This is a genomic window from Paenibacillus sp. FSL W7-1279, from assembly GCF_037969845.1.
Classification (GTDB): Bacteria; Bacillota; Bacilli; order Paenibacillales; family Paenibacillaceae; genus Paenibacillus_AQ.
In genome coordinates this window covers 5206093-5219250 of sequence record NZ_CP150215.1, presented here as the reverse complement: position 1 = coordinate 5219250, position 13158 = coordinate 5206093, and the positions used below count along the sequence as shown (strand labels likewise).

At 48.1% G+C, this 13158-nt stretch carries 17 protein-coding genes; 11 read left to right on the top strand and 6 right to left on the bottom strand.

Going from position 1 to position 13158, the window contains the following annotated elements:
* Nucleotide 1: 1 nt before the first annotated feature.
* The 4 genes from MKY82_RS23570 to MKY82_RS23555 all read left to right on the top strand — a co-directional run bounded on the left by MKY82_RS23570 (nucleotide 2) and on the right by MKY82_RS23555 (nucleotide 2430).
* Nucleotides 2-370, top strand: coding sequence for a hypothetical protein (locus MKY82_RS23570; protein WP_339294491.1), 369 nt, complete (start codon nucleotides 2-4; stop codon nucleotides 368-370).
* Nucleotides 371-612: 242 nt separating this feature from the next.
* A complete protein-coding gene (locus MKY82_RS23565; RefSeq protein ID WP_339294490.1) occupies nucleotides 613-1011 on the top strand; it encodes a DUF1801 domain-containing protein in 399 nt (132 codons plus the stop codon).
* Nucleotides 1012-1074: 63 nt separating this feature from the next.
* On the top strand, nucleotides 1075-1887 hold the full coding sequence (locus MKY82_RS23560) for a class I SAM-dependent methyltransferase (RefSeq protein WP_339294489.1): 813 nt from the start codon (nucleotides 1075-1077) through the stop codon (nucleotides 1885-1887).
* A gap of 75 nt (nucleotides 1888-1962) precedes the next feature.
* A complete protein-coding gene (locus MKY82_RS23555; RefSeq protein ID WP_339294488.1) occupies nucleotides 1963-2430 on the top strand; it encodes a GNAT family N-acetyltransferase in 468 nt (155 codons plus the stop codon).
* A gap of 33 nt (nucleotides 2431-2463) precedes the next feature.
* Here MKY82_RS23555 and MKY82_RS23550 read toward each other — a convergent pair whose 3' ends face one another.
* Nucleotides 2464-2967, bottom strand: coding sequence for a VOC family protein (locus tag MKY82_RS23550; RefSeq protein WP_220684435.1), 504 nt, complete (start codon nucleotides 2965-2967; stop codon nucleotides 2464-2466).
* A gap of 141 nt (nucleotides 2968-3108) precedes the next feature.
* Here MKY82_RS23550 and MKY82_RS23545 point away from each other — a divergent pair, with 141 nt between their 5' ends.
* The 5 genes from MKY82_RS23545 (at nucleotide 3109) to MKY82_RS23525 (ending at nucleotide 6420) form a co-directional block, all read left to right on the top strand.
* Entirely contained in the window at nucleotides 3109-3849 is a 741-nt protein-coding gene (locus MKY82_RS23545) for an SDR family NAD(P)-dependent oxidoreductase (RefSeq protein WP_339294487.1), read from the top strand.
* 48 nt (nucleotides 3850-3897) lie between these two features.
* Nucleotides 3898-4377 (top strand): NUDIX hydrolase, encoded by a 480-nt coding sequence (locus MKY82_RS23540; RefSeq protein ID WP_194543761.1) that lies wholly within the window; start codon nucleotides 3898-3900, stop codon nucleotides 4375-4377.
* A 43-nt stretch (nucleotides 4378-4420) separates the two neighbouring features.
* On the top strand, nucleotides 4421-4972 hold the full coding sequence (locus MKY82_RS23535; RefSeq protein ID WP_339294486.1) for a GrpB family protein: 552 nt from the start codon (nucleotides 4421-4423) through the stop codon (nucleotides 4970-4972).
* A 5-nt stretch (nucleotides 4973-4977) separates the two neighbouring features.
* Complete coding sequence (locus MKY82_RS23530) at nucleotides 4978-5859, top strand: class I SAM-dependent methyltransferase (RefSeq protein ID WP_339296711.1); 882 nt, start codon at nucleotides 4978-4980, stop codon at nucleotides 5857-5859.
* Between the two features lie 75 nt (nucleotides 5860-5934).
* The gene (locus tag MKY82_RS23525; protein ID WP_339294485.1) at nucleotides 5935-6420 is read left to right on the top strand and encodes a histidine phosphatase family protein; all 486 of its coding nucleotides are present in this window, start codon (nucleotides 5935-5937) and stop codon (nucleotides 6418-6420) included.
* A 63-nt stretch (nucleotides 6421-6483) separates the two neighbouring features.
* On the opposite strand, the gene MKY82_RS23520 is transcribed toward MKY82_RS23525, so the two are convergent.
* The 5 genes from MKY82_RS23520 to MKY82_RS23500 are packed head-to-tail and all read right to left on the bottom strand — an operon-like array spanning nucleotide 6484 to nucleotide 10610.
* The gene (locus MKY82_RS23520; RefSeq protein ID WP_071219863.1) at nucleotides 6484-7092 is read right to left on the bottom strand and encodes a response regulator transcription factor; all 609 of its coding nucleotides are present in this window, start codon (nucleotides 7090-7092) and stop codon (nucleotides 6484-6486) included.
* Entirely contained in the window at nucleotides 7089-8195 is a 1107-nt protein-coding gene (locus tag MKY82_RS23515) for a histidine kinase (RefSeq protein ID WP_339294484.1), read from the bottom strand. Before MKY82_RS23515 ends, MKY82_RS23520 begins: the two co-directional genes overlap by 4 nt.
* A 51-nt stretch (nucleotides 8196-8246) precedes the next feature.
* Nucleotides 8247-8933: an ABC transporter permease gene (locus MKY82_RS23510; protein WP_339294483.1), complete on the bottom strand. Its 687-nt coding sequence runs from the start codon at nucleotides 8931-8933 to the stop codon at nucleotides 8247-8249.
* On the bottom strand, nucleotides 8930-9664 hold the full coding sequence (locus MKY82_RS23505; RefSeq protein ID WP_339294482.1) for an ABC transporter permease: 735 nt from the start codon (nucleotides 9662-9664) through the stop codon (nucleotides 8930-8932). Before MKY82_RS23505 ends, MKY82_RS23510 begins: the two co-directional genes overlap by 4 nt.
* Nucleotide 9665: 1 nt before the next feature.
* On the bottom strand, nucleotides 9666-10610 hold the full coding sequence (locus tag MKY82_RS23500; RefSeq protein ID WP_339294481.1) for an ABC transporter ATP-binding protein: 945 nt from the start codon (nucleotides 10608-10610) through the stop codon (nucleotides 9666-9668).
* A 175-nt stretch (nucleotides 10611-10785) separates the two neighbouring features.
* Here MKY82_RS23500 and MKY82_RS23495 point away from each other — a divergent pair, with 175 nt between their 5' ends.
* Both MKY82_RS23495 and MKY82_RS23490 read left to right on the top strand, forming a co-directional pair.
* Nucleotides 10786-11481 carry a response regulator transcription factor gene (locus MKY82_RS23495; RefSeq protein WP_339296710.1) on the top strand — a complete coding sequence of 232 codons (696 nt, stop codon included), beginning with the start codon at nucleotides 10786-10788 and terminating at the stop codon, nucleotides 11479-11481.
* The gene (locus tag MKY82_RS23490) at nucleotides 11478-13013 is read left to right on the top strand and encodes a HAMP domain-containing sensor histidine kinase (RefSeq protein ID WP_339294480.1); all 1536 of its coding nucleotides are present in this window, start codon (nucleotides 11478-11480) and stop codon (nucleotides 13011-13013) included. Before MKY82_RS23495 ends, MKY82_RS23490 begins: the two co-directional genes overlap by 4 nt.
* Nucleotides 13014-13158 lie beyond the last annotated feature (145 nt).

The window sequence follows — 13158 nt, the reverse complement described above, 5'->3', positions numbered from 1 at the left end:
CATGAACAAAAAGAAAATACATGTCCTCAGCATCGTTCTGTACGTTCTTGCCGGATTGTTAACGCTGTATGCGGCTTGGGCAGCGGTGGAGTCGCACGGTTACATTTCCAGCATGATGGAACAGAATCAGATCAGTGTAAGCGGAAGCGAGTATGATATTGTCAACTTTTATATGGCGAACAGTGCACAGTATGTGTTGTTTGCCGTGATCCTGGGAACTCTCGGTTGGATGCTGCAGCGGAATGCTTCAGGTCCAGCAAGCCATGTTACCTTCGCACGGCAGCAGGCGGGCTCTATTCCCTCCAATAATCGATCCGTTGAATCGGACGGGGAAGATTTCGAGGAGTGGTTCCGGAATAATCAAAATTAGTAGAAGTGTGGAAATTGAGAAGTAGAGGACCAAGGATGGATCCTGGGTCAATCGTGAATCCGGAATAAAAGGAACCAAAAAGAACCTCCCTAATTGGAGGTTCTTTTTGGTTCCTTCCCGAGCACAAATCATCTATTATAGAGGGAAGGAAAATTCTTCTATTTGGAATTGAGGCGATATTCTTGTTTGGGCGTGCAAGAGATTGACGGGTCATGGAAGACTCACATGAGGAGGAGCTATGGATGGCCAAATTATCAGGTCACGAACAAGTCGTGGAGTATCTTCAACAACTTGAGCATCCACTAAAGGCTGAAATTGAGGAAGTAAGAAGCTTCATATTAAGCGTCGATGATCAAATAACCGAGCAGATCAAATGGAATGCACCCAGCTTCTGCGTTCAGGGGGAAGACCGGATCACATTGAATTTACAAGGGAAGGGCTTCTTTCGCATCATTTTTCATCGTGGGGCAAAAGTTCAAACGCATGACATCAAGGGAGCCCTGCCTGAGGATACGCTATTGGAATGGGCTTCTAATGATCGGGCAATTGTGAAAATATTGAATTTAAACGATCTGGAGGAGAAGAAAGAACAATTAAGAGAAGTTATCGTTCGATGGATTGAAGCAACGAGTAAGGAGTAGACGGGGAGTAACATGGTTGTCGTTTTAGCGCTATAAGATGCTTGTAAATGGAGAGTGACTTAGTTGAACAAAGTGATCGATTATTATAATGCCTTCGATGAATGGGGGCGTTTGGATAGGGAGCCCATTGAATTTATCGTCAATCTGCATCATATCTTGAGTATGCTGCCTGAGAAAGGTCACGTGCTGGATAACGGAGCGGGACCTGGGAAGTATTCGATGGAATTAGCGAAGAACGGTTACGATGTGACCTTAACAGATCTTACGCCAAGATTAGTCGAGATTGCGGCTGCTAAAGCTGAGGAACTCAAGTTAACCGGCCAGTTCAAAGGATTTCACCGTGCCAATGCCAACGATCTTAGCCTATTTCAAGATGAGCTGTTTGACGCCGCACTGATGATGGGACCGCTATACCATTTACAGACAGAACAAGATCGGTCTGCGGCAGTTGAAGAATTGTATCGCGTTACACAAGCGGGTGGCTACGCCTTTGTGGCATTCATGACCCGAATTCGGCATCTGATGACATCCTTATCATTTCCGGAAAATTGGAAACCGAATGATACGATCAGCAGCATTAAGGAATTTGTTAGGACCGGGATATTCAATCATAGTGATGAAGGACGATTTACCGGTGCGTATTATTACAACCTGGAGGATATCAAGCCGTTCATGGAATCACATGGCTTCAAGACGATTAAATTGATAGGCTCGTCAAGTATAGCAGGCTCCTTCAAGGCAGAGCAGTTCGATTATTGGCGGTCCCGTGGGGAAGAGGAATTCCAGGAAGTAATGAAATTGATCTACCAGGAAGCGGAGAACCCCAGCATTTTGGGAGTCTCATCTCATTTATTGTATATTGGGCAGAAACGATAAGAGATTATAAATACGAGTGGTTGGGGTACTTTATACTTTTTTTGAGTAATAGTCGAATGATTCAGGGGGATAGACATGATCGTTCAAGAAGTTGATGACCTGGGTGCAATAGACATAGCCGAGCTCTTGACTGAAAGCAAGAGAGAAGGGTTCAGGAATATCCATAGGCTTGTGAATGATTATAATGAGGGCAGCAATAGGTTTCAGAATGAAGATGAAGCCTTGTTTGAATGTCGAGTAGGTCATAGGGTCATCGGCATTTGCGGGTTGAATCGTGATCCGTATTCTGACGGAGGCATAGGCAGGATTCGCAGATTGTATGTGTTAAAGGAATTTCGGCATTATGGTGCCGGGAGAAGGCTGGTCGAAGCGGTAATTCAGAAGGCGAGCAGTCATTACAGTAAACTCGTGCTAAGAACGGACAACCCCAAAGCGGCTGATTTTTATAAGAAGCTGGGTTTTAAAGAAGTGAAGGGTGATGTACGGATCACGCATGAACTTGAGTTTGGATGTAATCACGGCTGCCATGCATCGATCCTATAGAGTAAAAAAAAGACCGCCGTGAAGGCAGCCTTCCTACCCCTCGTAGGCTTGCTGTAATGTCTGCATATTGATTTTTGATTTCGTCTGGAGTAAAGCCTTCATGACGCGTTCGGATTTTGCCGGATCGGAGTCAGTTATCATTTCGCTTAAGTTAGCGGGGACGATCTGCCACGATACACCGAACTTGTCCTTCAGCCAACCGCATACTTGGGCTTTCTCGTCGCCGCCTTCAGACAGCTTCTCCCAATAATAGTCCAATTCTTCTTGGGTTTCGCAATGCACAATAAATGAAATGGCTTCATTGAAGGTAAAATGCGGACCGCCATTTAGGGCAACAAAATGTTGGCCTTCCAGCAGGAATTCCACAGTCATTATCGCACCTTCGGCAAATGTATGGTTGTCATTTTTTTCTGCACCGTAGCGCGTGATACGCTCGATCTGTGAATTTTTAAAAATAGAGACGTAATGCTGGGCGGCTTCCTCGGCTTGGTGATCAAACCACAGGTTTGGCGAAATCTTTTGGACTCTATTCTTCATAATCCCAACTCCTTCATCACAGGTAATAGAATGTAATGCAATCGTACCATATCCTTCTTAACACGATTTCTTTCCAATTGCGATATATTCCTGGAATTATAGTACGAAGATAACTTTTTAGGATAACGGAGGGTTAAAACAATGAGTGGAAGTCAATTCATCATTACGGGAACCTCAAGGGGAATCGGCGAGCAACTGGCTTATATGCTCCTAGAGAAGGGCCATGAAGTGCATGGAATCGCGAGAGGAACGTCCGAGAGATTGAGCAGCTATCCAAAATACAGACACCATGTATATAATCTGAGCGATACGTTGGGGCTGGAGGAGCTTGTGGATAGGGTGTTTGACGAGATGGATCCCGTTCACGCGGATAGGATCTGCCTTATCAATAATGCGTCCATGCTTGAACCACTGAAAGCCATTGAACAATGTGATGCAAGAGATATACATATGAATGTGCAAATCAGTCTGGTTGCCCCCATAATTCTGACATCCGGCTTCATCAAGAAAACGGAGGGGTTGTCCATTCGGAAGAAAATCATCAACATCTCTTCAGGCTCTGGCATATACCCAGCACCTACGATGAGTGTCTATTGTTCGGTCAAGGCCGGAATCAATATGTTTACGCAAAGTGTAGGGAGCGAGCAAAGGAACAGGCCAAACCCGGTAGAGATCATTGCGGTTAATCCAGGTATGGTAGATACGGATATGCAAAGAATGGCCAGAGGGAAAAATGAGCAGGAGTTTGAAATGGCCAAAGCCTTCGCCCATGCGTATGAGTCAGGGCAGCTTCTATCTACAGAGGAAATCGGGGCGCATCTGTTACGTATCATCGACAAGGGTTTTGCAACCGGAAGTGTTGTGAATTATGACGAAATCTAAGCGACCTGTGAAAGCTGAAGTATATCTTATCTATCGGAGGCTGTTATCATGTTGATGCCAACACATATCGTCGCTGTTGGTGGCATAGTTGAGAATGAACGCGATGAGATTCTATTGGTGAAGGGGCGCAGCGGCTGGGTTTTTCCAGGTGGGCAGGTGGAAGCCGGAGAGAATCTGATGGAGGCGTTGATTAGAGAAATCAAAGAGGAGAGCGGCATGGATACCATCGTTTCCCACCTGATCGGAGTCTATTCCAATACATCAACCTATCCGGGACACAGCGGAGTTGCCGTGGTTCCAACGAAAGTGATGATGGATTTTGCGTGTAAGCCTACGGGCGGCGAGCTGGGGATCTCGGACGAAACGACGGACAGTCGTTGGATCCCTAAGGATGAAGTGCTTCAATTGATTACGGCTCCGGCCATTCGTACGCGATTTCAGGCTTATTTGGATTTTAATCGAGAGGTCGTCTATATGGAATATATGACGAAGCCGGAGTTTGAAATTAAGTTGAGACGGAATATCTAAGAACTACGAAATGGTCTGATAATGGATTGAAAGGAATATTCGCATGGAAGAAGTCATTGTCACCCCGTACAATCCGGACTGGAAGAATGAGTTTGAACGGGAACAAAATAAAATTAGGTTGGCTCTGAAGGGACTCGACGTACACACCGAACATATCGGGAGTACGGCAATTAAGGGTTTAGGATCGAAACCGACCATTGATATGATGGCTGGTGTTTTGAGTTTAACGTTAGTAAATGAAAATGAACTATATATAGAGAATCTGGCCAGAATCGGGTATGAATATGTGTTTAAACCGGCGTTCCCGGAGCGGCTTTTCTTTCGAAGAGGCCAATGGCGGGCGGGGACACATCATCTTCATGTTTACAAGTATCAAGGCCAACAGTGGAACGACCAGATTTTGTTCAGAGAGTATTTAAAGAACCATCCGGACACACGGGATCAGTATTATTCCTTAAAAAAAGTTCTGGAAAGCCAGTTTAAACATGACCGCGTGGCCTATACAAGCGGCAAGGCTGATTTCATTCGTGAAGTGATCCGGAAGGCAAGGCAGGATACAGATTTAGTCGAGGAACTTGATGCGGAAAGGAATTAAAGATGATGTCCGAATATTACTGGGATTCCACAATCGAATACCTGAGGAATACGAGAGGGCTATACTATAACGATGATTATCTGGAGTTTCTTGTTAAGAATGTCTGGAAAATGAATACTCCCATGAACATTGTGGATTACGGTTGTGGTTATGGGTATCTAGGATTAAAGCTTCTCCCGTTATTACCCGAAGGTTCAACCTATACTGGGATAGATAAAGGCAAGGATTTGATTATGGAAGCAAGAGAAGTGTTTGATAAGCTGCCCTATTCTACTGAGTTCATTCAAGGAGATATTGAGGATATGTTTGTGGAACGTCAGTATGACGTTGCGATCTGCCATGCATTTTTATTACATATGGCAGGCCCTCGGGAGATTCTTCAGAAAATGATGAATAGTGTACTGGACGGCGGACGAGTCATTTGTTTTGAGCCTCATTGGATTGCTAATACGGCTAATTATGGCTTCGATGGAATCCAGCAGTCTGAAGTTGTCCGTCTAGGCATATTACAGAAATTGTATGAAGCGAGTGCCAAAGATAGCGGGAAAGACGGAAATATCGGCATGAGGCTCCCTATTCTTCTAAGTCAGCTGGGATTACGGAATGTGGAATGCCGAGTCAGTGATAAAGTGAATTTTTTAGATCAGAATATGGATGCTGCTGAGAAGGTTCGGCTTTTTCAGTCCTTGAAGGAAGAAGGCATTGGGCAGGAACTGGAAGATCCGGTTAAGGTAGTGGAGCAGATGGTACAGAGAGGTTTATCAGTGGAAGAAGCCCAAGCCCAATATGCCGCTGAACTCAAGTTGTTCCAGGTGTTTAATAGCGACTCGTGGTTGACTTATGCACCGAATATGAAGATCTCTTATGGAACGGTTGGTCGAGAATAAACTTGCTTAAGGAGCCTTATGAAAATTGGATTGGTAAGACATTTTAAAGTTATACATATATTGGATAGGAAATGAATGACGTCCGATCAGTTCAATGCTTGGGTGGAAGCTTACAACAACGCTGAAATTGAACAATCCGACCTGGATTATGATTATTCGGAGTGGAATGTCTGCATATCCAGTGATTTGCCAAGGGCCATTCAGACGGCAGAAACGATATATCCAGGCCCTATCATCGCAACGAATCGGTTAAGAGAGATTGAGGTTCAATCGATTCATTCTTTGGGAAATCTAAAGCTTCATTACCACATGTGGTTGGTGATGGGGCGCTTGGCTTGGTATCTGTCTCACCGCTCGCAAGCGGAGCGGCGAAGCGAGACACGGAAGCGAGCTGGGCATATCATCGATTGGATTGAAGAACATTACCGTGATCGCAACGTATTAATGGTCAGTCACGGCGCTTTCATGAAAGTCTTGACTCAGGAACTGCACAATAGAGGTTACCGAGGAAAGGGATTTGTACAACCCAGGAATGGTGCCATGTACATTTTCGAAAAATAAGCGGGGGGAACGTTATATGAGACTTCGAAATGGAGTGATCTATCTTTACGAAAAAGAATAGGACTACAACGATCGTCTCCAATAATAGATCGCCAATTGGGTTCTGTCTCGGAGCTCCAATTTATCCAGTATGATCGAGAGGGTATTGCGCACGGTTCCTTCGCTGATAAACAATTGCTCGGCAATTTCTCGATTCGAGCAGCCTAAGGCAACCAGCTCGAGAATATCGTTTTCCCGCGGGGTAAGGTCGGCACGATTCTCTTTTTCGGGCAGCATCAAGGTCTTCAGCACATTGGCATCCACAACGGAAGTACCGGAAGCCAAAGCACGCAGCTGTTGTGCCATACTGGAGACCTGCGTCGATTTCAGCATGTACCCCTCAGCTCCGGCTAGCAGCGCCAGGCGGATACTATGCTCATCTTGAAATGTGGTCAGCATCATAATCTGCACCTGGGGCCATTTTTGCTTGATTTGCCTCGCCGCTTGGATTCCGTCCATACCAGGCATCCGAATATCCATGAGGACGATGTCCGGCAGGACCTCTTCACAGCATTGAATGGCTGCAGCGCCGTCATTCGCAGTGGCCGTTACTTCCATATCCGGTTCTCTGGATAGAAGCAGCCGGAGACTCTGACATACCAATGGATCGTCATCCACAATGAGAATGTTCATCGAATGCCCCCCTTTCCCATAGGTAATACGCAGACCAATTGAAAGCCGCCGGATGTATTGATGGAGATGCTCCCGCCTGCCGCCTGGGCTCTTTGCCTTAGGTTGCGGAGTCCGGTTCCAGGCAGCGAGGAGGAATCCAAAACGCCGTCATTTTGGACGCTTAACCGCACGATATGTTCATTGACGTCCAACGATACTTCAACGTGTTTGGCTTTGGAATGACGCACCGCATTGGTCAAGGCTTCCTTGAGACTAGCATTCAGGATGACCCACAGATGGGCGGCTATACGAGATGTATCTCCATAAATTTGCAGCTGGACAGGCATCGCTTTGAAATTACGGCAGATCCCCTCCAGGCTCCGAATGCCGGTCGCTTGGACAGGCTGCATATTATGGACCGTTTCCCGCAGCTCCAGGGCGCTGCTCGACAAACGCATCTGGGCTTGGGCAAACATATCTTCCGCTTGCGGGTCATTCTCCCTCCATAATGTTTCAAAAGCTTGAAAGGCTAACAACGCGGCTGTTAATTCATGGCCAACCTCATCGTGCAGCTTCTGGGAGATTCGATGACGCTCTCTGAGCTCTGCAAGCTGAGCCGTTTGCACATTGGCCATAAGCAGCTCACCCTTCAATATTTCCAGTTCGTAGCGATCGCGACGCTCCTGATCTGCCTCCAATCGATACTGATGGGTTTGTTTGGACCAACATAAAACGATCCATCCCGCAAATGAAGCTTGAACGAGCATGAGAAGAAGCGGGAGGTCCGGATCGACATAGCCGATGACAAGCACTGCCAGGATGGGCAGGGAAAATAGCGGTGTACCGGCAAGCATGGTTTCAAATAGCGGCAGAGCCAGTCCGAAGCCGGCCTCCGGCCAGAATGGAATAATGGATATGCATAGAAGCTGGTCGACCAGTGTTGTCCATGAAGGAAGGGGAAACCGCCATCGGGCTAACGCCAGGATCGCTAAGGCGAAGACCAGGATGAATCCTTCGGTCCCGGCATCTCCCATAAACCAAAGAGCGGCCAGAAGCAGCAGGGCAAGTATTCTCCAAATCACGACGGCTATGCTCGGGGACCACGAATCGGTATAGCTTCTCATGAAAACCTCCCATGGCATACGTTCTCTTTTCCCCATATCGTAACATATTTTTCAAGCCAGTTTCCTTCGGCTGCCAATCAGCATAAAAGCGATCGCAAACAACAGCAGGATCCCGAGCGGAGTGAGCTGTTCCGCGAACAAGCCTCCGTTCTTGGCAAGCATGATTCCCTCATGGAACCAATAGGTGGGGGATACCATGGCGATTTTCTGCAGGGATGCAGGCATAGCCTGAATGGGAAATAAGGTTCCTCCGAGCACCGCCATAATCAAGATGATTCCCAGCATAACGGCTGTAGAAGATTCAGGCTGGCGGAACATGGAAGACCAAGCGAGAGAGAAGCTAATCGCGGTGACCGAGAACATACTCAAAATGCTGAAGAGTTGAATCAGACTGCCAAAAACATCGGCATGCAGCAACCAGGCGCTGCACGTGATCACGGCACTTTGTCCTACAAGCAGCAGAGCGAAAGCAAGCAGATTCTGCGATAAATACTTGAAGTGGGTCACAGGTGCAACGCCGATTCGGGTCAGAATTTTATTCTTCCGATCCTCCATGATCATATGAACGAGTTTGGAGGCAGAGAATAACAGCAGGATTCCGTAGAAGTGATACCCAAGCGGTAAGCCATGCCAACCGCCCACCGGGAGGACAACGACGGCTGCGGGAAGGCCTAACAGCAAGATAAGATTGGACAAGCTGCGGACGCTCCGAATGAGCGCGAAGTTAAATATCGTCAAGCGAGCTTCCTCCTCCCAAGCCATGCGCTGATCATCATGCATATCACGGTTAAGGCTAACAGCAATAAGATGCTAAGGTACGCTTTCCCTTGCCCGCCATCGACAAGCATCTCCAGGATGGCCATCTTTCCGAGGGATACCGGATTCCCATAAGACGACATGAACTCAAAGAAACGATGATCTGGAAGAGGAAACATGAGTCCGGTCAAGATGATGAAGCCGATTCCGAGGACTTCAGATACTCTTTCAGCCAATTTTACGTTATGGATGGATAATGTCAGCAGCAGATGTACGGACTGTGCAAATAAGGAATAAATAATAAATACCAGCAATACCCAGCCAAGCGATCCCCACGCGATCCCGAACACCCAGGTTGTGAATAGCACCAAGACCAATCCTTGCAAAGTACTGAAGAGTGTGCAGGCAAGAATAAGAGAGCTTGAATAAACCGCTACGTTAATAGGGAGCGAATAGATTCTCCATTTGCGGGTTTTAAGTAAATCGATATCCAAATAACTCATCAAATACGTGCCGCCAAAAAACTGAACGCCCATAATGGTCGTAACGATCGTCAAGTCCAGCGGAGGAACACCCTTCATGCCTTCATAGGGTCCAATAACGACACCCAGCACGGTAATGACGACCAGCGGCAGGCCCACAAGAAGCAGCTGCCCGATGGGTTCGCGTATCAGGCGAAGCAAGGAGAAGTACGTCATTCTGAACACAAGCATGTTAAGTTTCCTCCGTGTCACGTAGTTGCTTACCGGTAAGCGTAAGGAATACGTCTTCAAGCGTAGGTTTCTCCGCATGGATGGATAGGACGCCGCCCGCGCTTTTGGCCAACGACAGGATACGATCCAGATTTCCTGCACCTGCCCGTGATATGATCTGAATTTGCGTTCCATTCAAAACCACGTGCTTGACTCCATCCAGTTGTTTGATGTTATCGATCAGATCCTCCGTCAACTCCACGACTTCCAGCTTGATCTTCTCTTCATGGTGGATGTTCTTTACCAACTCATCAATCGTCCCCTGCGCGATGACGTGGCCTTGATCCATAATCACGACGCGGGATGCGAGGGACTGCACCTCTTCCATGTAATGGGTGGTATAGAGAATGGTCGTCCCCCTTTTTTGCAGTTCACGTACCGATTCCAGGATGTGATTTCTGGATTGGGGGTCGATTCCAACCGTAGGTTCGTCCATGATCAGGAGCCTGGGCCTGTGAATAATAGAGCAGGCGATATTCAGTCTCCGCTTCATTCCCCCGGAGAATTTGGAAGGACGTTTATGGGCTTGATCCGTTAATCCGACGAATTGGAGCGTTTCCGTGATTTGCCTTCTCAATTCTGCGCCTCTTAACCCATATATTCCGCCAAAAAAGGCGAGATTCTCTTGGGCGGTTAAATCCTCAAAAACGGTGATATCCTGCGTGACCAGTCCAATTTTCCGTTTAACCTCCAGCATAGGGCCGCTTAGCCGTTCACCAAACAGCTCGATGCTACCGGAATCGATGCCGATTAAGCCGGATAACGCATGGATCAATGTGGTTTTACCTGCACCATTCGGACCAAGAAGACCGAGTATTTCGCCTTGCCTGATTTCTAAATGGACATGGTCCAGGACAAGCTGATGCCCATAGCGCTTAATGATATGGTTCATGGTAGCGATTGTCATCCGAATCCTCCTTAGCTTGAGTGTTTAGCTTTATTATGGCAACCGGGAGAAAGCGTTCATAGTTACAATTGTAATGAAATCGGCAGGGAACCGCATGTTGAAATATGATGCCGGATACGTTACCATCATGGAATTAGTACATGTTGAATCGGCCAATAAAGGAGTCGTATCTGCGATGACCAAGGTACTTGTAGTAGATGATGAGATCAGTATCTCAAGTGCAGTTGCCTATGCGCTGCGGAGGGAAGGACATACGGTGGAGACGGCAGGGGATGGGCAGGAAGCGCTGGAGCGTGTGGAATCGTTTGATCCCGACGTGATGGTGCTCGATGTCATGATGCCGAAGCTTAGCGGGTACGATGTCTGTCGCAAGCTCGGGGACCGGCAGCGCCCGGCCATTCTGCTGTTGACGGTGAAGGACGATATTGTGGATAAGGTGCTCGGGCTGGAGCTTGGTGCCGATGATTATATGACAAAGCCCTTTGACATGCGGGAGATCATCGCCAGGGTAAAGGCATTGTCCCGAAGAAGCAGTACTCCCGAGGCTGCCGGGAACCAAGCCCCCGAACAGCATGTCATCCGGATCTCCGGGCTTACCATTAATCTGTTAAATCGCACCATTCACGCCGAAGGCAAGCCCCTTGAGCTCACGCCGAAGGAGTTTGACCTGATGGCTCTCCTGGCACGGAATCCGGAGCGGGTATATTCGCGAGAGGCTTTGCTAGAACAGGTATGGGATATGGATTTTGCCGGCGGCACGCGTACGGTAGATATTCACGTCCAGCGATTGCGCAAGAAGCTGGGAAACCAGCATGAAGTGATCCAGACCGTTTATGGGATCGGATATAAAAGCACGGAGATTCCCTCATGAACAAGGGAAAGGTGCGTTTCGGCTTAAAGTGGAAAGTCGCGCTGCTTCTCGCTTTGCTGCTGATCGCCGTTGTGGTTGTTCTAAGCACGTTGGTTCTTGCCGGGATACGGGAGGATCAGCGGGTGCGTCTGGAGCAATCCTTCGCACAGGAGGCCGAAGCAGCCAATCTTAGAATTCATCAGGAATTACTGACGAATCCTGAGATGAAGCCGGATGAATTTATGGAAAATGTCGGTCAACGGCTGGCCGTCGATCTTGGAACCCAGAGCGGCATGCCGGTGACGCTGTATAAGCTGGATGGTACATTCACGGGGACTTCCCTGCCGTTCCAGCCGAAGATGGATGTACAAGACGCGCTTGCACATACGGCGCAAGGACGTTCCGCCTATATAACCGAGGATGACCAGCTGCTCTATCTTGCTCCGCTTCGGCATATGGAGGAGCCGATCGGAACGATTCAATTCCACGCCTCCCTGGCTGAGCAGCACGCTTTTTATGACAGGATCCAGAACCTGTTTATCGTGACGGGCCTTGCGGTGCTAGCCGCCGGCTTCCTGATCGGTTTTCTGTATGTCTGGCGGCAGGTGCATGTCATCAGCAGGCTGAACCAGGCTGCGCAGAGGATCGGTGAAGGCGTCTACCTTAGCGAGCCGACGGTGAAGCGAAACGATGAGCTCGGCGAGCTAGCGCAAGGCATATATGAAATGAGCGGGCGAATTTCCTCATCGGTGAGCCAGCTCACGGAGGAGAAGCAGAAGCTGCTGGATGCCATCGAAAGACTGCAAGAGCTGGAACAGCAGCAGAAGCAGTTTATCGGGAATATCAGCCATGAGTTGAAAACGCCGCTGACCTCCATATTGGCTTATGCGGATCTGCTTGAAATGTATCGCGATGATCCCGCCCTGCTGGAGGAAGCCAGAGGACAGATCGGCAAGGAAGCACAGCGTCTATACCGCCTGGTAGAAAAGGCGCTTCAGTTCTCGTCCATGGATATTTATGAATTCGAAACCCATGCGGAACACGTAGATCTCATGCCGATTCTGGAAGAGGCGGCAGCCCGGTTAGAGGTCAAGGCAGAGCAATCGGACATTACGATTCGATCATCTTTAACGGATGGTAAGGTGTGGGCTGATCCGGAGAATCTGATGCATATGGTTCTGAATCTGCTGGATAACGGAATTAAATACAATAAGCCCGGAGGGACGGTTACGCTCTCGAATGAAGTGAAGCAGGATCCTAATGGCCAAGATCGTATGATCATTAAGGTAAGCGATACCGGTATCGGAATTCCGGATGATGCCAGAGAACGGATCTTTGATCCGTTTTATACGGTGAGCAGCGACCGTTCCAGGGTTCACGGAGGAACGGGCCTAGGGTTATCCCTGGTACGCAATCTGGCAGAGAAACAGCATGGCTCCGTTCAGCTTGCGGAATCGGGTCCCGGCGGTTCTACGTTTGTGATTGCCCTGCCGATGAATCGGCCACAATCCTCAGAGGTTATTTCGACAGAAGAAAGTTCAGACTTGGAATAAGGTCTGGACTTTCTTTTTTCGAGGGTACCTGTTTGTTTACAAATTTGTTACAAGCTCGATATCGTATCGAGATATTCACATTCTATACTGAGTTCAACAGGGAAAGAGGCGGCATGCCAAGATACATTCTGTGCTGCTGCCGAAG

Coding starts and splice junctions, on each gene's coding strand:
- MKY82_RS23570 (WP_339294491.1), top strand. CDS start 2: ATGAACAAAAAGAAAATACATGTCCTCAGCATCGTTCTGTACGTTCTT.
- MKY82_RS23565 (WP_339294490.1), top strand. CDS start 613: ATGGCCAAATTATCAGGTCACGAACAAGTCGTGGAGTATCTTCAACAA.
- MKY82_RS23555 (WP_339294488.1), top strand. CDS start 1,963: ATGATCGTTCAAGAAGTTGATGACCTGGGTGCAATAGACATAGCCGAG.
- MKY82_RS23550 (WP_220684435.1), bottom strand. CDS start 2,967: ATGAAGAATAGAGTCCAAAAGATTTCGCCAAACCTGTGGTTTGATCAC.
- MKY82_RS23545 (WP_339294487.1), top strand. CDS start 3,109: ATGAGTGGAAGTCAATTCATCATTACGGGAACCTCAAGGGGAATCGGC.
- MKY82_RS23540 (WP_194543761.1), top strand. CDS start 3,898: ATGTTGATGCCAACACATATCGTCGCTGTTGGTGGCATAGTTGAGAAT.
- MKY82_RS23535 (WP_339294486.1), top strand. CDS start 4,421: ATGGAAGAAGTCATTGTCACCCCGTACAATCCGGACTGGAAGAATGAG.
- MKY82_RS23530 (WP_339296711.1), top strand. CDS start 4,978: ATGTCCGAATATTACTGGGATTCCACAATCGAATACCTGAGGAATACG.
- MKY82_RS23525 (WP_339294485.1), top strand. CDS start 5,935: ATGACGTCCGATCAGTTCAATGCTTGGGTGGAAGCTTACAACAACGCT.
- MKY82_RS23520 (WP_071219863.1), bottom strand. CDS start 7,092: ATGAACATTCTCATTGTGGATGACGATCCATTGGTATGTCAGAGTCTC.
- MKY82_RS23515 (WP_339294484.1), bottom strand. CDS start 8,195: ATGAGAAGCTATACCGATTCGTGGTCCCCGAGCATAGCCGTCGTGATT.
- MKY82_RS23505 (WP_339294482.1), bottom strand. CDS start 9,664: ATGCTTGTGTTCAGAATGACGTACTTCTCCTTGCTTCGCCTGATACGC.
- MKY82_RS23500 (WP_339294481.1), bottom strand. CDS start 10,610: ATGACAATCGCTACCATGAACCATATCATTAAGCGCTATGGGCATCAG.
- MKY82_RS23495 (WP_339296710.1), top strand. CDS start 10,786: ATGACCAAGGTACTTGTAGTAGATGATGAGATCAGTATCTCAAGTGCA.
- MKY82_RS23490 (WP_339294480.1), top strand. CDS start 11,478: ATGAACAAGGGAAAGGTGCGTTTCGGCTTAAAGTGGAAAGTCGCGCTG.